Source organism: Nocardioides sp., from assembly GCF_030150155.1.
Lineage (GTDB): Bacteria > Actinomycetota > Actinomycetes > Propionibacteriales > Nocardioidaceae > Nocardioides.
In genome coordinates this window covers 83,068-101,287 of sequence record NZ_JASLGR010000026.1, presented here as the reverse complement: position 1 = coordinate 101,287, position 18,220 = coordinate 83,068, and the positions used below count along the sequence as shown (strand labels likewise).

16 protein-coding genes and 2 pseudogenes are annotated in these 18,220 nt (G+C 69.5%); 4 read left to right on the top strand and 14 right to left on the bottom strand.

The genetic code is table 11. The features are described from left to right. Positions 1 to 34: 34 nt before the first annotated feature. A complete protein-coding gene (locus Q1V88_RS07060; protein WP_300679795.1) occupies positions 35 to 1,213 on the top strand; it encodes an aminotransferase class I/II-fold pyridoxal phosphate-dependent enzyme in 1,179 nt (392 codons plus the stop codon). Between the two features lie 8 nt (positions 1,214 to 1,221). On the opposite strand, the gene Q1V88_RS07055 is transcribed toward Q1V88_RS07060, so the two are convergent. Together Q1V88_RS07055 and Q1V88_RS07050 are read right to left on the bottom strand one after the other, a co-directional pair. Next, positions 1,222 to 2,247: an FUSC family protein gene (locus Q1V88_RS07055; protein ID WP_300679794.1), complete on the bottom strand. Its 1,026-nt coding sequence runs from the start codon at positions 2,245 to 2,247 to the stop codon at positions 1,222 to 1,224. Then, positions 2,244 to 2,705 carry a MarR family winged helix-turn-helix transcriptional regulator gene (locus tag Q1V88_RS07050; RefSeq protein WP_300679792.1) on the bottom strand — a complete coding sequence of 154 codons (462 nt, stop codon included), beginning with the start codon at positions 2,703 to 2,705 and terminating at the stop codon, positions 2,244 to 2,246. Before Q1V88_RS07050 ends, Q1V88_RS07055 begins: the two co-directional genes overlap by 4 nt. A 129-nt stretch (positions 2,706 to 2,834) precedes the next feature. Here Q1V88_RS07050 and Q1V88_RS07045 point away from each other — a divergent pair, with 129 nt between their 5' ends. Both Q1V88_RS07045 and Q1V88_RS07040 read left to right on the top strand, forming a co-directional pair. After that, a complete protein-coding gene (locus Q1V88_RS07045) occupies positions 2,835 to 3,164 on the top strand; it encodes a hypothetical protein (RefSeq protein ID WP_300679789.1) in 330 nt (109 codons plus the stop codon). Continuing rightward, positions 3,164 to 4,300, top strand: coding sequence for a hypothetical protein (locus Q1V88_RS07040; protein ID WP_300679786.1), 1,137 nt, complete (start codon positions 3,164 to 3,166; stop codon positions 4,298 to 4,300). Before Q1V88_RS07045 ends, Q1V88_RS07040 begins: the two co-directional genes overlap by 1 nt. Positions 4,301 to 5,657: 1,357 nt before the next feature. On the opposite strand, the pseudogene Q1V88_RS07035 reads toward Q1V88_RS07040, so the two are convergent. The 6 genes and pseudogenes from Q1V88_RS07035 to Q1V88_RS07010 all read right to left on the bottom strand — a co-directional run. Then, positions 5,658 to 5,819, bottom strand: a pseudogene (locus Q1V88_RS07035) (thiamine-binding protein); the annotation flags it as partial. A gap of 472 nt (positions 5,820 to 6,291) precedes the next feature. Beyond that, on the bottom strand, positions 6,292 to 6,597 hold the full coding sequence (locus Q1V88_RS07030) for a thiamine-binding protein (protein ID WP_300679784.1): 306 nt from the start codon (positions 6,595 to 6,597) through the stop codon (positions 6,292 to 6,294). Positions 6,598 to 6,647: 50 nt separating this feature from the next. Continuing rightward, positions 6,648 to 6,797 (bottom strand): annotated as a pseudogene (locus Q1V88_RS07025) (thiamine-binding protein); the annotation flags it as partial. A gap of 144 nt (positions 6,798 to 6,941) precedes the next feature. Then, positions 6,942 to 7,778, bottom strand: a complete 837-nt coding sequence (locus tag Q1V88_RS07020; RefSeq protein ID WP_300679781.1) for an amino acid ABC transporter ATP-binding protein — start codon at positions 7,776 to 7,778, stop codon at positions 6,942 to 6,944. Then, positions 7,775 to 8,590: an amino acid ABC transporter permease gene (locus tag Q1V88_RS07015; RefSeq protein ID WP_300679778.1), complete on the bottom strand. Its 816-nt coding sequence runs from the start codon at positions 8,588 to 8,590 to the stop codon at positions 7,775 to 7,777. Before Q1V88_RS07015 ends, Q1V88_RS07020 begins: the two co-directional genes overlap by 4 nt. Before the next feature lie 35 nt (positions 8,591 to 8,625). Continuing rightward, positions 8,626 to 9,447 (bottom strand): transporter substrate-binding domain-containing protein, encoded by an 822-nt coding sequence (locus Q1V88_RS07010; protein WP_300679774.1) that lies wholly within the window; start codon positions 9,445 to 9,447, stop codon positions 8,626 to 8,628. Between the two features lie 114 nt (positions 9,448 to 9,561). Here Q1V88_RS07010 and Q1V88_RS07005 point away from each other — a divergent pair, with 114 nt between their 5' ends. Further along, positions 9,562 to 10,002, top strand: a complete 441-nt coding sequence (locus Q1V88_RS07005) for a GNAT family N-acetyltransferase (RefSeq protein WP_300679772.1) — start codon at positions 9,562 to 9,564, stop codon at positions 10,000 to 10,002. A 34-nt stretch (positions 10,003 to 10,036) separates the two neighbouring features. Here the strand turns inward: Q1V88_RS07005 and Q1V88_RS07000 are convergent, their stop codons facing one another. From Q1V88_RS07000 to Q1V88_RS06975, 6 genes are all read right to left on the bottom strand, one after another. Then, positions 10,037 to 11,449: a VWA domain-containing protein gene (locus Q1V88_RS07000; RefSeq protein WP_300679768.1), complete on the bottom strand. Its 1,413-nt coding sequence runs from the start codon at positions 11,447 to 11,449 to the stop codon at positions 10,037 to 10,039. Positions 11,450 to 11,479: 30 nt separating this feature from the next. After that, positions 11,480 to 12,376, bottom strand: a complete 897-nt coding sequence (locus Q1V88_RS06995) for a MoxR family ATPase (RefSeq protein ID WP_300679766.1) — start codon at positions 12,374 to 12,376, stop codon at positions 11,480 to 11,482. A 4-nt stretch (positions 12,377 to 12,380) separates the two neighbouring features. Beyond that, entirely contained in the window at positions 12,381 to 13,811 is a 1,431-nt protein-coding gene (locus Q1V88_RS06990) for a HAMP domain-containing sensor histidine kinase (RefSeq protein WP_300679763.1), read from the bottom strand. A 5-nt stretch (positions 13,812 to 13,816) separates the two neighbouring features. Further along, positions 13,817 to 14,521: a response regulator transcription factor gene (locus tag Q1V88_RS06985; protein WP_300679760.1), complete on the bottom strand. Its 705-nt coding sequence runs from the start codon at positions 14,519 to 14,521 to the stop codon at positions 13,817 to 13,819. Between the two features lie 162 nt (positions 14,522 to 14,683). Beyond that, a complete protein-coding gene (gene zwf / locus Q1V88_RS06980) occupies positions 14,684 to 16,162 on the bottom strand; it encodes a glucose-6-phosphate dehydrogenase (RefSeq protein WP_300679756.1) in 1,479 nt (492 codons plus the stop codon). Between the two features lie 51 nt (positions 16,163 to 16,213). Then, positions 16,214 to 18,184, bottom strand: a complete 1,971-nt coding sequence (locus Q1V88_RS06975) for an anthranilate synthase family protein (RefSeq protein ID WP_300679754.1) — start codon at positions 18,182 to 18,184, stop codon at positions 16,214 to 16,216. Positions 18,185 to 18,220 lie beyond the last annotated feature (36 nt).

Sequence of the window (18,220 nt, the reverse complement as noted above, 5' to 3'; positions counted from 1 at the left end):
GCTCAATCCTATCGGTCGCTTTAGGGTCTGCCTTATGCAGATGGCCGAGCGGTGGGCAGCCGCACAGCGCGCGAACGTGCCGCCGTTCCATGTGATGGACATGATCGAGGCGGCGACGCGGCGGGCTGCGACCGGTGCTCCGGTCTTCGCGCTGCACTCGGGCCAGCCCGCCACCGGTGCCCCGGTGCCGGTGCGCGCCGAGGCGGTCCGGCTGCTGGAGGCCGGCGACCCGCTGGGCTACACCCCCGCGGTCGGGATCCCCGAGCTGCGTGAGGCGATCGCCGGTCACTACGGGCGCTGGTACGACGTCACGGTCGACCCCGACGACGTGGTGGTCACCACCGGAGCCTCCGGCGGCTTCCTGCTGGCCTTCCTGGCCGCGTTCGAGCCCGGCGACGTGGTGGCGATGGCCCGGCCCAACTACGCCTGCTACCGCAACGTCCTGGCCGCGCTGGGCTGCACCGTCGTGGAGCTGGAGACCGGCCCCGAGACGCGCTTCCAGCCGACCGTCGAGCAGCTCGCCACGGTCCCGGGCCTCAAGGGGCTGCTGCTGGCCTCGGCGGCGAACCCGACCGGCACGATGCTGATGCCCGAGGAGCTCGCCACCCTGACGGCGTGGTGCGAGGAGCACGGCGTCCAGCTGATCAGCGACGAGATCTACCACGGCCTGGAGTACTCCACCGGCGGCGAGCGGCTCTCCCGGACCGCCTGGGGCACCTCGCGCCGCCCGGTCGTCTTCGGCTCCTTCTCGAAGTACTTCTCCATGACCGGCTGGCGGCTGGGCTGGATGCTGGCGCCGGCCCACCTGCGCCGCTCGGTGGAGGTGCTGACCGGCAACTTCACGATCTGCCCGCCGACGCTGGGCCAGCGGGCGGCGGTGCAGGCGTTCACCGCGGAGTCCCGGGCCGAGCTCGACGGCCATGTGGCGCGCTACGCGGCCAACCGGCTGGTGATGCTGGAGCGGCTGCACGGCATGGGGATCACCCGACTGGCCCCGGCCGACGGGGCGTTCTACGTCTGGGCCGACGTCGGCCACCTGACCGACGACACGATGGCCTGGTCGCACCGGCTGCTCGCCGACACCGGCGTCGCCGTCGCCCCCGGTGTCGACTTCGACACCGCCGAGGGTCACCGGTTCGTGCGGCTCTCCTTCGCCGGCGACCCGGCCGAGATCGCCGGCGGACTGGACGCGTTGGCGACGTACATCGGCTGAGATCCGGCTCAGGCGGCGCGGCGCCGCACGACCAGCCCGAGACCGAGGCTGAGGACCATCCCGACGGCTACCCCGATCAGGGTCTCCAGCAGCCGGTCGCCGACCAGGGCGCCGGTCGGGCCGGGCGCGGAGAGCTGCACCATCGACAGCGCGACCAGGGTGATCAGGGTCATCGCGATCGCGTAGTTGCGCAGCACGATCAGCTCGATCACGCCCTGGCACACGATCGCGACGCCGAGCAGCAGCACCGGTGGTCCGTCGAGGGAGAAGAGCGCTGCGGCGAGTACGACGCCACCCGCGGTGCCCAGGAAGCGCTGCGCGCCCCGGGCCAGTCGGGAGTGGGTGTCGGTGCCGGTGACGGCGGCCACTGCGGCGATGCTCGCCCAGTACCAGCGCTCGTGCACCACCAGGTGGGCGGCGAACCCCGCGATCAGGGCCGAGGCGCCCATCAGGACCGAGCGCCGTGCGCCGTACGGCGTCGCCGCCCAGGTCAGCTCGAACGCGGTCGCCCGGCGCCACGGCACACGTCGGCACGCCAGGGCGACGGTGACCACCGCGGTCAGCAGGACCGTCCCGCCGCCGATCGCGACCACGGCCGGGAACGCCGATCCGGCGGCGGGGATCGACAGGCAGGCCCCGCAGGCGAAGACGGCGAAGATCGGCCCCGGCGGCGCCCACGCCATCGCGACGGAGATCAGGTTGACGCCGGTCGCGACCAGGGCGAGCACCACGATCCGCACCGGCGCGGGCGCGTCGAGGAAGGAGACCAGGGTGCCGATCAGCATCACGGTGACCAGCACGCCACCGGCGACGAGCTGGCTCCAGAGCCGGTGCGCGTAGGTGGCGTGGCGCCCGTAGACGGCGGCGAACGCGCCGAAGCCGGCGTACAGCGCCCACTCCAGGTGGTCGGTGGCGAAGAGCGCGATCAGGGGCACGGCCATGCAGAAGCTCGCCCGGAGCGCGACCCCACCGGCCGGGCTCGGCGGGGCGACGGCGACGATGGCGCGCCCGATCAGGCGAAGGTGTCGGTTCACTCGGGGGTCTTCTCGGACGCGACGGGGTGGTCGAGGACCTTGGTCAGCAGGGCGCGCAGGGTCTCCTGCTCGCTCGCCGACAGCGCACCGAAGGCGACCTCCTCGTTGTGCCGCTCCGCCGCCGTGGCTCGGGCGACCAGCTCGTCGCCCTGAGCGGTCAGCTCGACCGCGTTGCGCCGCCGGTCGGCGGGGTCGGGCCGCCGCTGCAGGGCGCCGATCCCCTCCAGGTCATCGAGGAAGCCGACCAGGTGGCCGGCGTTGAGGCCGGTGCGGCGGGCGAGCTCGCTCTGCGACACCGGCCCGAACTCGGCCAGGGCCGAGAGCAGGGTGAAGTGGTTGCGGGTCAGGCCCTCGGCCGCCATCACCTCGGTCAGGCGCACCAGGACCCGTCGCGCCACGGTCGCCGTCAGGTAGGCCATCGACGTGCGCTGGATGTGGGGAAGGTCCTCGGTCGGCATCACTCCAGCATACTCTTTCCGCCGGAAATCATTTCCACGAGAAACGTAGAGGCCAGTGGATCGCGCCCGTTATCCACAGCGCGCCCGACGGCAGGTGCGCCCGACCCCGCACCGGGGGATCGTGCTCGGATGAGCCCCGCCGACCTGGTCGATCTCGACCACCACGTCCACTCCCTGCGTACGTCGGCCGAGCACTGCCGCACCGAGGCCCACGCCCTACGTGCCCGGGTCGCGGCATCGACGTGGAGCGGTGCCACCGCCGAGGCGTTCGAGCGTGCCGCGGCCGGACACGTCCGGATGCTGCTGCTCGGCGCGCGGCAGCTCGAGGCGGCCGCCATCGCCCTGGAGCAGCACAGCGTCTCGTGCGCCGCCACCCTGACCGCGGCCCAGCAGGTGGCCTCGGTCGCCGGGGACGTCGTCAGCGGGATCGGTCACCTGGCCCACGCGCTGGTGCCGTGATGGCCGACCTCGGACCGACGTCGGACTACCTGATCGCGCAGTGGGAGGTGCGGACGATGACCGCACGACTCGACCACCTCAGCGACGACCTGCTGCGCCGCGCCGCGCGACACCAGCTCGCCGAGGCCGCCGTGACGGCGACCTACGCGCTCTCGCCCGGATCGGCGACGGCCGCGCTGGCGGCGCTGGGGTTCGCGACCGTGGGACCGACCGGACTGATCGCCCAGGCCGTCGCGCTCCGGGCCACCGCCGCCGCCCTGATCAGCGCCCAGCAACTGATGCTGGCCGCCGACGACGCGGTCGCGGCCGGGCTTCCGCTCGCCGAGAGTGTCGCCGGCGCGGCGATCCAGGCCCTGGACGCAGGAGCGCCCGGCCGCGCCCTGCTCGGCACCTATGCCGGCACCGAGGGGGTGCCCTCGCTCGCCCTGACCGGGACCGTGCGGGGCGAGACCGGACCGCACCGGCTCAGCGACCTGCTGCTCCGCCTCGACACGGTGAACCGGATGCCGGACGGGACCATCCAGATCCAGGCCATCACCGGCGCCGACGGCCGACGGCGGTTCGTGGTCTACCTCCCCGGGACCGACGCGTTCGACCGCGGCGCCGTGCGCAGCTGGCCGGCAAACGCCTCGATCCGTCTCGGTGCCCCGACCACCTACGAGGCCGGGATCGTCGAGGCGATGACGGCGGCCGGCGTCGGGCCGCGCGACCCCGTCCTCCTCGTCGGCCACAGCCAGGGCGGCATGGTGGCCGCCGAGATGGCCCGCCACCGGGGGCCGTTCACGATCAGCCAGGTGGTCACCGCCGGCTCCCCGATCGGCGACCGCCCTCCCCCACCGACCACCGGCCTGATCGCCCTGGAGCACACCGGCGACCCCGTCCCCGGCCTCGACGGCACCCCCGGACGCTCCACCCCCGGGGCCCGCGGCAGCGCGCCGCAGACCACACTGCGGTTCGGCGACGGCCTCACCACCCCGCTGGCCGCCCACGGGCTGGGGCACTACGTCGCCGGGGCCAGGACCGCCGAGGAGTCGACCGATCCGTCAGTGCGGCGGGCCGTGGCCGGCGTACGGGAGTTTCTGGGGGGACGCAGCGACGAGACGACGACCTGGGTGATCAGTCGAGCAGCCGCGTGACCCGCTCCACCTTCGCGCTGCGACGCGTAGACGGCTGACCACGTCGTGCCATTCGCACAGGTCGGAGCGTGGTGGGTACGCTCCGCCCGACCACCGTCGATGCAATTAAAAGCGCAACGAGGGCACCCACGAGGTCAAACTACCCACGACCCGGCGTTGGCGAGAGTCCACCCCACAGGGCCTCCCCGCCGTCTCTACTCAGGGTATCGAGCGCTTCCGCACGGATGCCGAGGAGACCCCGAGGGGCGTCCTTCCCCTACCCGAACCGAGCAGGGGAAGGACGCAGTCGTCAGATCCGGCAGAGGTTCAGCCTGTCCAAATTGTTCGCAAGAGTGGCATCGGCAGTAGACCTAAGGGAGCCCTGCTGGCACCCGCAGTTGTATGCCTCCACCCGCGCCCACTTCCCGCCGCCGAAAGTGTAGAACTGGTCGCCGTTTCGCATGGCGGCCCAAACCTGGGCGACAGTCCAACGACGGTCCCAACCCTGGTCCCCGCCAGTGCCCACGCCCACAATGTGACCGCCGCGCTGACAGTTGGTCTGCTCGGTACAGACAATCCGATAATCAGTCATAACGAGACCTTCCCGAAGACACCCGGCCGTCGCTGCGATCCGACACTCCAGGGGACCCCGGCGTTCACATCACACAACTCGCCTTGTATTGTCCGTACCACACCCGACCGGCAAGTTTGGTGTTCCACAGACCCCAAGGCCGACGACTTCCCCCGACTCCGGTCAAGGATTTCTCGGCCGTGGGGTCTGTTGTCTTCTGTAAGCGATTCTACCCAGGCGAGTTACGCCGATGTGATTCGAAGTGGTTTTCCCCACCGTTGTCCACAGGCAGCCAATGCCTCATTTGCCCTAGTCACGCTGGGATCGATAAAATCATCCACAACACAGGCGGACTAGACATTTTCGCTTTCCACACGCGTCTCACGCACGCGTTCTTTGCAAAAACGCACGCTTTCGTCGCGTCAGCGCTCTAAGATCCCCTCCACCCGGGCGACCTTCGCATCGAGTTCACCCTCAAACCCAGGCCGAATGTCCGCTTTCCCCACGAGGGACACAGGGACGCGTACGACCCGATGGCCTCTGTCGCCTACCGCACGACGTCAAAGCACTCGTCCCAGGCGCCTTCGACCGCCGTAAGTACCGGATCGATGCGGCTGAGCAGGCGGACTCACGTCGACCTTCACGGCGGCGACCGCCTCACCACCCCGCTGGCCGCACACGGGCTGGGGCACTACGTCGCCGGGGCCAGGACCGCCGAGGAGTCGACCGATCCGTCAGTGCGGCGGGCCGTGGCCGGCGTACGGGAGTTTCTGGGGGGACGCAGCGACGAGACGACGACGTGGGTGATCAGTCGAGCAGCCGCGTGACCCGCTCCACCTTCGCGCTCAGCTGACCGGTGTAGCCCGGCCGGATGTCGGCCTTGAGCACCAGACTGACCCGCGGGGAGACGGCCAGGACTGCCTCGGTGGCGCGCTTGATCACGTCCATCACCTCGTCCCACTCCCCCTCGGTGGTCGAGGCCTCAGGCCAATCCAAGAGCCGCCGACGCCCGAGCCGCCTGCCGCTCCAACTCTGCGCGACCTCGCGTCGTAGCGGGGCGCTGCAGCGCGGTCAGCCGAATCCGCGAGTCGTCTCGGCGGACGACCACCAGAGCGACTCTCTCGTAGTACGCACCCTCACCCGAAGCAGTAGCGACCGAGACGATGTCAGCGGCCTCAACCCACTCCGACCTGAGTCCGTGGCGATACCGGAGGCCACGTCGGTCGAGGGTTGCTCTGGACGAGGCCGCCGAGATCCCCACTCCGGCGAACACCAGACCGCACCCACCAGTGACAACCAACTCCCATACGTCATCCGATGCCACCGCCGCAGCGACCAAGAGGAGGCCAACCGCCGCGACGCCCACCAGGGGCACACGACCCCAAAATGGCGGGCGCACCACCATCCGGTCACCACCGGTGGGAGTCAACGACGTCACCACCTACTGCCCATTCAGCAGGGAATCCACTCGCGCTACCTTCGCGTCGAGTTCACCCTCGAACCCCGGGCGAATATCGGCCTTCACGACCAGCGACACACGAGACGCATACGGCGCTACGGCCTCCGTCGCACGCCGGATCACGTCGAAGCATTGATCCCAGGTTCCCTCCAGAGTGGTGAACATCGGATCAGTGCGGTTCGGCAGACCAGACTCCCGCACGACCTTCACGGCGGCGGCCACGGCCTCAGTGACCGAACCATCCTCACTTGCGCCGCCCAACGGGGCGACAGAAAACGCGACCAACATCAGGCGGCGACCTTTCCGGCGTACTCAGAAGTTCCCATGTCCCCGCTTACCCAAGTGCCCTCGATGGTGGTGAACATCGAGGTGAGCTCCCAGTCCAGGCCGGACTCCTTGACCACCTGCACGGCGGCGGCGACGGCCTCGGCGACCGAGCCGTCCTCGGCGCTGGATCCGGACGGTGCGATGGAGAAGGCGGCAAGCATGACTCGACGCTACCGAAGAGCGTCGAGCTGTCGACTTCTGGCGGTGCCAGTCGGTACCGGGCGATGACCGTTCGTGCAGCAGAACGGCTCGACACGCCCTACCTTTCGGCGCGTCGAGCCGCGTCGCTGCACGAACGGGACTGCCTAGAGGACCTTCGACAAGAAGGCCTGGGTGCGCTCGTGCTGGGGGTTGGCCAGCACCTCACGCGGGTCGCCCTGCTCGACGATCACGCCGCCGTCCATGAAGACCAGCTTGTCGCCGACCTCGCGGGCGAAGCCCATCTCGTGGGTGACGACCATCATCGTCATGCCCTCCGAGGCGAGCGTCTTCATCACCGCGAGCACGTCACCGACGAGCTCGGGGTCCAGCGCCGAGGTGGGCTCGTCGAAGAGCATCATGTCCGGGTTCATCGACAGCGCCCGGGCGATCGCGACCCGCTGCTGCTGGCCGCCGGACAGGTGTGCGGGGAAGGCCGACTCCTTCTCCGCCAGGCCGACCTTCTCCAGGTTGGCGCGGGCGACCTTGATCGCCTCCGACCTCGTGCGCCCCAGCACCTGACGCTGGGCGACGACGAGGTTGCGCAGCACCGTCATGTGCGGGAAGAGGTTGAACTGCTGGAAGACCATCCCGATCCGAGCGCGTACGGCGTCCAGGTCCGTCTCGGCGTCGCAGATGTCGACTCCCTCGACCAGGACCTCACCGGAGTCGGGCTCCTCAAGCCGGTTGACGCAGCGCAGCAGGGTCGACTTGCCCGAGCCGGACGGCCCGATCACGCAGACCACCTGACCGGCGCCCACCTCGAAGTCGATGCCCTTGAGCACCTCGTTCTTGCCGAAGGACTTGTGCAGCCCGCGGATCTCGATCGCCGCGGTCGGCGACTCCGTGGACGACGCCGGGGCCGACGCCCGAGCCGATGCCGTGGACGACTCCGAGGCCGGAGCGGTCGACGGCTCCGTCTGCTCCTGGGGGTTCTCGCTCATCGTGACCTCTGCTGTCGTCGTTCCATCCAGGCCACCAGCTGGGTCAGCGGCAGGGTGATGATCAGGTACAGGATCGCCGCCTGCGTGAAGCTGGTCGACGTGCCCGCGGTGGGGCCGTTGACCGTCATCGCGTTGGCCATCGTGGCCAGCTCGCGCTGGTTGATCATCATGCCGGCGACGAAGAGCAGCGAGGTGTCCTTGAGCAGGAGCACGAACTCGTTGGTCAGCGGCGGGATGACGATCCGGAACGCCTGCGGCAGCACGATCGTGACCATCGTCCGGGTCGGGCCCATCCCCAGCGAGCGGGCCGCCTCGGTCTGCCCCTTGGGCACCGCCTGGATGCCGGCGCGCAGGGTCTCGGCCATGTAGGCCCCGCCCACCAGGATCAGAGCGACCAGACCGGCCTGGATCGCGCCGCCGGGCCATTGCCAGCTGAACGCGATCGGCACACCGAAGGCCAGCGTCAGCACGACCACGATCACCGGCAGGCCGCGGAAGAACTCCACGATGGCGGTACCGATCCAGCGGTACGGGCGCAGCGGCGAGATCCGCATCATCGCCAGCACGGTGGCCAGCGCCAGACCGCCGACGAAGGCGATCGCGGTGTACTTGATCGTGTTCCAGGCACCGGTCTTGATCAGGTCCGGCCAGGTGCCCCACTCGCCCTTCCACGGCCGCCCGAACCCTTCGCGGGCGAAGAAGTTCGAGCTGATCGCATGCCAGTCGGTCTTGAACACAATCAGCGCCAGCACACCCACCAGCACCGCGTAGAGCGGCAGGTGGGTGAGCCGGCGCCGGGTCGATCTCAACATCAGGAGAACGCGTCCTTCACGTCTGCGTTCGAGGGTCAGCTGCCGAAGTACTTCGTGTAGATGGTCTTGTACTCACCATCGGCACGAAGCTTCTCCAGGCCCGAGTTCACGGCGTCGAGGAGGGTGGTGTTGCCCTTCTTGATCGCGAAGCCGTACTGCTCCTTGGTGTCGTAGGTCTGGACGATCTTGTAGCCGCCCGCCTTCTGGTGCAGGGCGTTGACGCCGATGTCCTGGAGCAGCGCGTCGACCGAGCCGGCCTTGAGTGCCTGGAACATCTTGCCGTCGTCGGGGAAGGCGATCACCTTGGCCTGGGGGGCGTGCTCGGTGGTGTAGGTCTGGCCGGTGGTGGAGTCCTGCACACCGACGTTCTTGCCCGCGAGGTCGTCGATCGTCTTGATCGAGGAGTTGTCCGGCACCAGCAGGGACTGCTCGGAGTCGAAGTACGGGTCGGAGAAGTCGATCTTCTGCTTGCGCTCGTCGTTGATCGTGATGGCGCTGGCAGCCACGTCGCACTGCGAGGAGTTGAGCGCGACACCGGACTGGATCGGCGCGAACGAGGTCGGCACGACGGCGAGCTTGAGGCCCATCCCGTCGGCGATCTTCTGGATCACGTCGATGTCGAAGCCGGAGAAGCCCGACGGCGAGGAGGAGTCCTCGGTCTCGAAGGGGGCGTAGGGCACGTCGGAGCAGACCGTGAGCTTGCCGCTCGAGATCGTCGTGACGGTGGCGCCCGTCGACCCGCTCGACGGAGAGTCGGAGGCCTTGGAGCCGGAGGAGTCAGACGACGAGCCGCACGCGGCCAGCGTCAGGGCGAGAGCGGCGGCGCTGAGGCCGGCGAGGACAGGGCGCTTGTTCATGGGTGAACCTTAACGTTCGCTGTCCGTTTGCGGACCCGACGACGAGCGGGAATCCGCCACCGTCATCAGACTGCAACCGACGAGTAACATCGCGCCGGCCCTAGGGTGTGCCGCATGGTCACCGTCACCCGCCTCACCACCGCCGACCACGACGACTGGAACGCCCTGTGGCAGGGGTACCTGACCTTCTACGAGACCGAGCTCACCGAGGCGATCACCGAGGAGACCTTCGCCCGCCTCGTCGCCGGGGAGCGGATGCAGGGCGCGATCGCACGCGACGACGAGGGCCGCGCGGTCGGCTTCGTGAACTGGCTGTGGCACCCGGGCACGTGGAGCCTGAGCGATCACGTCTACCTGGAGGACCTCTTCGTCGCTTCGGACGTACGCCGTGGTGGGGTCGGCCGGGCCCTGATCGGGTTCGTCACCGAGGACGCCCGGACCCGGGGCTCGGGCAAGGTCTACTGGCACACCATGCGGACCAACGAGACCGCCCGTCGGCTCTACGACCAGATCGCCACCGACACCGGCTACATGCACTACGAGATCGAGCTCTAAGCAGCAGGCCGCCGCGGACCGTCGGCGAGGCCGGTCAGGCCAGGTGGTGCACGAACTCGGTCAGCTGCTCCAGGTTGCGGCACTCCACCATCGGCACCACCGACCCGTACGGCGAGGCCGCCGAGTCGCCGACGTCCCACTGGATCTCGGCCTCGGGGTTGAGCCACCAGGCGTGCCGCGCCCGGCCGGCAAGCTCGCGCAGCGTGCCCAGGTTGAGGTCGGCGTAGTTCGAGCGGGCGTCGCCGAGCACCAGGAACGCGGTCTTCGGGCCGACGGCGTCACCGAACTTCTCGGCGAACTTCCCGAACGCCCTGCCGTAGTTGGTCCGCCCGACCGTCGCCGCGTACGTCGCAGCCCCGGTCAGCTCGGTCATGGTGTCGACCAGGTCCGCGCCCGGTCGCATCTGGTCGGTGACCTCGACGATGTCGTCGACGAACATGAACGCCCGGACGTTGGAGAACTGCTCGCGCAGCGCGATCACCAGCAGCAGCGTGAACGTGGCGAAGTGCGACACCGATCCGCTCACGTCGCACAGCACCACGAGCTCGTTGCGGTGGGGCCGCTTGGGCCGGTGCCGGGTCACGACCGGCACACCGCCGTACGACATCGACTCACGCATCGTGCGGCGCATGTCCAGCGGCCCACGACGGCGCCCGGCCTGCTGCTTGTTCATCTTGGTGGCGAGCTTGCGGGCCAGCGGGTACAGCTGGCGGCGCAGCTCCTCGACGTCGGCCTTGCGGGCGTGCAGGAAGTTGAGCTTGTCGATGGTGGGCCGCACGGTCACCTTGGCCAGATGCTCGGGGCCCTTCTCCTCGGCGATCCGCCGTCGGGCGTCGGCCTCGACCATCGCCTGGAACTCGCGCACCCGCCGGGTCGCCAGGGTGCGGGCCTGCTCCGTGGGCCAGCCCTCAGCGCTCAACGCCTCGATCAGCCGCCGCTCGATCTCCCCCGGATTGAGCCGTCGCAGCGCCGAGTACGCCGACCAGCTGCTCATCCCGGGCCCGCGGCCCGGCATCGCACCGAGCTGGCCCATCGCCTCCACCGCCGACTGCCGCATCTGGTCGGTGTCGCCCTCGGTCAGCACCTCGACGACCGCGTCGCGGAACCGCTCCACCGCCGGGCCGCCCAGCCCCTCGCCGGGGCCGTCCCCCGCCTCTCCCGAGCGCTCGGCAGCGGCGTCGGTGTCGTCGTCGGGACCGAGCACGGACCCCGTGCTCCCGCTGCCGACCATCCGCGGGAAGTAGAGCTCGAACAGCTCCTCGAAGGTGGGCCGCTGGCTGGCCCGTTTGATCAGGGTGGCGGCGTACAGGTCGTGGACCTGACCTCGGTCGCCCCACCCGACCAGGCCGAGGGCCGCGACCGCGTCGAGGTCCTCGGCGAGCGAGACCGGCAGCCCCGCGGCCCGGAGGGCCTCGAGGAAGGCGAGGTGGCGATCCAGCAGTGACATCGGCTCAGTCCCGGCGGGTCGGTCGGACCGTCAGTTCCACTTGGTCAGGGCCCGGTCGGGCTTGCCGAGCTTGAGCTCGCGGGTGGCGCGAGCGACGTCGGAGCTGTGCTTGAGCACCACCCCGAGGGTCTGGTCGATCACCGCCTCGTCGAGGTTGGCGATCTGCAGCGCGATCAGGGTGCGCGCCCAGTCGATGCTCTCGGCGATGCTGGGCGACTTCTTCAGCTCCAGGTCGCGCAGCCGGGCGATCACCTGGACCAGCTGGGTGGCGACGCGGTCGGAGAGGCCGGGCACGCGCGCGGTGATGATCGCCTTCTCCCGCTCCACGTCGGGGTAGTCGATGTGCAGGTACAGGCAGCGGCGCTTGACCGCCTCGGAGAGCTCGCGGCTGGCGTTGGAGGTGAGCAGCACGAACGGTCGCCGGGTGGCGGTGATCGTGCCGAGCTCGGGGATGGTGACCTGGAAGTCGCTCAGGATCTCCAGCAGCAGGCCCTCGACCTCGACGTCGGTCTTGTCGACCTCGTCGATCAGCAGCACGGTCGGCTGCTCGCGCCGGATCGCTGTCAGCAGCGGCCGGGTGAGCAGGAAGTCCTCGCCGAAGATGTCGTCGTGCATCGACTCCCAGGACTGGTTGCCGGCGGCCTGGATCCGGAGCAGCTGCTTCTTGTAGTTCCACTCGTACAGCGCCCGGGTCTCGTCGAGCCCCTCGTAGCACTGCAGCCGGATCAGCTCTGCGCCGGTGGCCGCGGCGACCGCCTTGGCCAGCTCGGTCTTGCCGACGCCGGCAGGGCCCTCGACCAGGATCGGCTTCTCCAGGGCTCCGGCGAGGTACGCCGTCAGCGCGATCGCGTCGTCGGCGAGGTAGCCGGTCGCCGACAGACGGGAGGACGCCTCGGCAGGAGTGTCGAACCAGGTCATAGGTCCCATCCTGTCAGGCGGGAGCCCCTTCCGGGACCGGTGACGTCGCACCGGGCACGGTGAACGTCACCCGAGCGCCGCCCTCGTGGTTGCGGCTGGCCGAGACCTGACCGCCGTGGCGGTCCGCGGTCTGCTTCACGATCGACAGCCCCAGGCCCGAGCCGGGCATGGCCCGCGACTCCGCCGAGCGGTAGAACCGCTCGAAGACGTGCGGCAGGTCCGCGTCGGCGATGCCGGGGCCCTCGTCGTCGACGGTGACGGTGCCGTCGACCAGCCTGACGTGGACCGTTCCGGCGGTCGGACTGAACTTCGCGGCGTTGTCGAGCAGGTTGGTCAGCGCCCGCTCCAGACCGGAGGCGTCGCCGACCACCCACCACGGCTCGGCGCGGACGTCGAAGACCAGCGACGGGGCGCGCAGCCGGACCCGCGAGACCGCGTGGTCGAGCACCTCGTGCAGGGCCACCGGTCCGACCTCGACCGGCTTCTCCTCCTCGCGGGCCAGCGCGACGAGGTCACCGATCAGGGTGGTGAGCTCCTCCATCTGCGCCCGGACGTCGGTCAGCAGCTCCTCCCGCTGGGCGGGCGCCAGGGTGATCCCGCCGCCGCCCGCATTCGCGGCGAGGTCGGCCTGGGTGAGCAGGTCGATGTTGGTCCGCATCGACGTCAGCGGGGTGCGCAGCTCGTGACCGGCGTCGGCGATCAGCTGACGCTGCCGGTCGCGGGAGGCGGCCAGCGAGACCAGCAGGCCGTTGAACGCGGTGGCCAGCCGGGCGATCTCGTCGTCGCCCTCGACCGGGATCGGGGTGAGGTCCTCGGTCCGGGCGATCTCCTCGACCGAACCCGTCAGACGGCGGACCGGGCGCAGGCCGTTGGCGGCGACCAGCCACCCCAGGACGCACGCCACGCCGACCCCGATCAGGCAGACCAGGAACATCACGATCCCCAGCCGGTGCAGCATCCGGTTCTGCGGGCTCAGCGACTGGGCCAGGACCAGTGCCTGGCCGGGCTGTACGGTCCGGACCGCGACGACGCGGTACTCGTCATCACCGGTGCCGACGGTGCGGATCGAGGAGTCGGCCTGCCCCTTCGAGACCGCCAGCTCCTGCGCCCCGAGGTCGGGGAAGCTCCCCGACCGGTCCGGCACATAGATGTTGTTGTTGTTGTAGAGGAACGCGATCCGGATGTCGGCGGCGCCGAGCGCCGCGGTGGGGATCAGCAGCTGCCCGGTGAGCTCCTGGAGCGCAGGCGAGGCGGCGGCACTGTCGGCACGCTGGCGCAGGGAGTCGTCCAGGTTGTTCGAGAGCTGCACGCGCAGCACGACGTACACGACGATCGAGAGGGCGGCCACGACGAAGGCCACCGCCACCGTGGTCAGGATCGTGACCCGGCTCGCCAACGAGCGTCGGTAGTGCCAGCGCTCCTCGAGGACGGAGGCGACCGTCACCGGTCTCAGGCTTCCTTGAGCACGTAGCCCACACCGCGCACGGTGTGGATCAGGCGCGTCTCACCCTCGGTCTCGGTCTTGCGGCGCAGGTAGCCGACGTAGACCTCGAGCGAGTTGGCCGTCGTCGGGAAGTCGTAGCCCCAGACCTCTTCGAGGATGAAGCTGCGGTCGAGCACGCGGCGCGGACGGCGCAGGAACATCTCCAGCAGGGTGAACTCGGTGCGGGTCAGCTCGATCGCCCGACCGGCGCGGCTCACCTCGCGGGTGGTGGTGTTCATGGTGAGGTCGGCGAACTCCAGGACCTCCTCGTCGTCACCGTCGGCGATCGGGACGGCGCGACGCAGCAGGGCGCGCAGCCGCGCGAGCAGCTCGGGCAGCGCGAACGGCTTGGTCAGGTAGTCGTCGGCACCGGCATCGAGGCCGTCGACCCGGTCGCCGACGGCGTCCAGCGCGGTCAGCACGATGATCGGTACGTCGTTGCCGGCTGCACGCAGCGCCCTGGTCGCCTCCAGGCCGTTGAGCCGCGGCATCATCACGTCCATCACGACGACATCGGCCTTGGCCGCGCCGATGACCGCGAGCGCCTCCGCACCGTCCTCCGCGAGGACCACGTCGTAGCCGTTGAACTCCAACGAGCGACGCAGGGACTCGCGCACAGCCTTGTCGTCGTCGACGACCAGGACACGGGACTTAGCGGATGCGGGATTCACGAGTCACAGCCTGCCATGACGGACTGAGCCCGCGCTGAGAGCGCGCCCCACGCAGACTGAATTCGCCGACTTCCGGGTTTCCCACCGTCGAGATCCGGCTTACCCACCGTCGAGATCCGGCTTACCCACCGTCGAGATCCGGGTTTCCCACCCCGGCATCCCTCAGCGACGCGAGGTGCCCTTCTCCCGCCAGGCCCGCTCGAACGGCAGCCGCCAGGTGTGCGGCGCGATCAGCTGGTGGATGGCGTTGGGGCCCCAGGACCCGGGAGCGTAGAGCCGCACCGGCGGCGGGTTGTCGAGCAGCGGCTGGGAGACCTCCCAAAGCGTCTCGATGCCCTCGGCGGTGGTGAAGAGGGTGTGGTCGCCGCGCATGGCGTCGAAGATGAGTCGCTCGTACGCCTCCAGCACGCCCGACGAGGAGGTGGTGTCCTCGGTGGCGAACTGCATCGAGAGCTTCTCCAGCTTCATCCCGGTGCCGGGACGCTTGCCGTAGAACGACAGGCTCATCTTCGACTGGTCGGCCAGGTCGAAGGTGAGGTGGTCGGGCCCCTGGGTACCGGCGTTGGAGCCCGCCGGGAACATCGTCAGCGGGGGCTCCTTGAACGCGATCGAGATGATCCGCGCCCCTTCGGCCATCTTCTTGCCGGTGCGCAGGAAGAACGGCACCCCGCTCCACCGCCAGTTGTCGATGATCACCTTGAGGGCGACGAAGGTCTCGGTGTCGGAGTCGTCGGCGACCTCCTCCTTGCCGCGGTAGCCGGTGTACTGGCCCCGGACGACGTTGTTCATCGGGTCGATCGGGCGCATCGACCGGAAGACCTTGTTCTTCTCGTCCGAGATCGGGCCGGGGGCCAGCGACGTCGGCGGCTCCATCGCGACGAAGGCGAGGATCTGCATCAGGTGGGTGACGACCATGTCACGGTAGGCACCGGTCGACTCGTAGAACGCGGTGCGTCCCTCCAGGCCGAGCGTCTCGGGGACGTCGATCTGGATGTGGTCGATGAAGTTGCGGTTCCAGATTGGCTCGAACAGACCGTTGGCGAACCGGAACGCGAGGATGTTCTGCGCCGGCTCCTTGCCCAAGAAGTGGTCGATCCGGAAGATCTGCTCCTCGTCGAAGACCTCGTGCACGGCCGCGTTGAGCGCCTTGGCGCTCGCGAGGTCGGTGCCGAACGGCTTCTCCATGATGATCCGGGCGTCCTTGACCAGGTCCGCCTCGGCGAGCTCCTTGATCACGACCAGCGCGGCCTTGGGCGGCACCGAGAAGTAGTGCAGCAGCCGGACCTCGTCGACCGGGACGCCCTCGGCCTTGGCCAGGTCGGCGCGCTTGGTGTCGACCAGCTTCTTCAGCGCCGGGGCGCCCTTGGTGGTCGGGACGTAGGAGAGCATCGCCTCGAACGGCGCCCAGCGCGCGTCGGTGATCTCACCCTTGCCGAACTCCTCGCAGGCCTGGCGGGCCAGCTTGAGGAACGCGTCGTTGTCCAGCTCGTCGAGGGACGTGCCGATGATCCGGGCACTGGTCAGCAGGCCGGCCTCGTGCAGGCGGAGCAGACCGGGCAGGAGCTTGCGTCGGGCGAGGTCGCCCGTCGCACCGAAAAGCACGATGACATGCGGCTGCACTGATTCGTCGGACGACACCATGAGTCAACCGTAATGGATGCCACTTGGATCGTTCCAGAGCGGTGGTCCAGGTCAGTCCAGAAGAGTGCGCACCAGCTCGTGCAGCAGGTCGAAGCCGCGCTCGGTGAGGATCGACTCGGCGTGGAACTGGATGCCCTGGAAGTGCGGCCCGTGGACAGCATGGATGTCGCCGTACGTCGGGTCGACGTCGACACTCACGCCCTCGGGCAGACCGGCCTCGCCGACCCGCCCGACGAACGTGTTGTAGAACCCGACCCGCTCGGTGCGCGTCCGCCCACCGAGGGTGAACGGCACCGCCGACTGCGTGCCCTGGAAGACGATGTCCTTGACCGCCAGGTCGATGCCGAGCTGGTGGCACAGCGCCTGGTGCCCGAGGCAGACGGCGAGGAAGGGACGCTCGGTGGCCAGCAGGTGGCCCACCGCCGAGCGCAGCTGCGCCATCTTCGGGTCGGCGTCGTCGCGCGGGTCGCCCGGGCCGGGCCCGACCACGACCAGGTCGGCACCGTCGAACGCCTCGGGCGTGTAGTCCTCGTGCCGCACCAGCGTCGAGGTCATCCCGAAGACACCGAGGATGTGCCGGATCATCTTGGCGAAGTCGTCCTCGCCGTCCAGGATCACGACGTGCTTGCCGGTCAGGGCCGGGTCGGGTGCCTTGTCAAGGTCGTCGACGCCGTCGCCCTCGCCCTGGTCGTTGAGCCAGAACGAGGAGAGCCGCCGGTTGCGTCGGTTGAGCTCGAGCAGCACGTCCTCGTCGGTGACGACCTCGGGGACACCGAGCTGGTTGGCGGCCGGAGCCGGCGGCACCAGACCGAAGGCGCCGAGGATGCCGGCGGCCTTGGTGTGCGTCTCGGCGACCTCGTACGCCGGGTCGGAGTCACGCACCAGCGTCGCACCGGCCGAGACCTTGAGGTGACCGTCGATCGACACGTCGGCGGTCCGCAGCGTGATCGGGCTGTCCAGCACCGGCGCACCGGCGGCGTCGCGGCCGAAGATCGCCAGGGCTGCGGCGTAGTAGCCCCGCCCCTCGGTCTCGTACTCCTTGATCAGGCGGCAGGCGTTCTCCACCGGCGAACCCGTCACGGTGGCGGCGTACATGGTGTCGCGCAGCACCTCGCGCGGGTCCCGCGAGGAACGGCCGGCGAGCAGGTACTCGGTGTGGATCAGGCGCGACATCGGCTTGAGGAACGGCCCGAGCACCTGGCCGCCCTCGTTGCAGATCTCGCACATCATCTTGAGCTCTTCGTCGACGACCATGTAGAGCTCGTAGATCTCCTTCTCGTCCTTGAGGAAGTCCAGGAGCTGCGGCTTGAGCAGCGCGGCGGCCTCCTCGGCCGTGGTCGCGTCGAGCTCACGCGGCAGCCGGAAGGTGCCCGAGATCGGGTTCATCCGGACGTCGCCGCCGTACATGGAGACGTGGCGCTCGGGGGTGGCACCGATCAGGTAGCGGTCACCGGTGAAGAAGCAGAACGTCCAGTAGGCCCCGCGCTCGCGCTCGAGCAGACGTCGGAAGACGGTCAGCGCCTTCTCGGCGCTCCAGTCAGCGACGACGGCCCGGTAGTGCCGCCCGATCACCAGGTTGGCGCCCTGGCCCTCGCCGATCTCGTCGTTGATGATCTGCTCGACGACCTTCTCGTAGGCCTCGTCGGAGGTACCGAAGCCGCCCCGGTCGGTGAAGCCGATCTCGTCGTCGGGCAGGGCCGCAAGCACCTCGGCCACGCTCAGCTCGAACTCGGTCTCGATGTCGACCACGACCAGCGGGGTGCCGTCGTCGTGGGCCTCGAAGCCGCGCTCGGTGATCTGCCGGAACGGGACCGCGACCAGCCGGTCGGCGACGTGCCCCGCAGCCGGGACGCCGGACTCCAGCGGGATGTCGAGCAGCGACTCGGCGATCCACCGGCGACCGCCCACGGCACCGATCGACTCGCGCTCCCCGGCCCGCGTCGAACGCCGGATCAGGGCCCACGCCTCGTGCTCCCGGATGGCCTCGATGGCATCAGCGGCAGAACGGGGCGTCTCAGTCATGGGACAACCCTAACGAGCGGTGTCGATCAGTTTTCC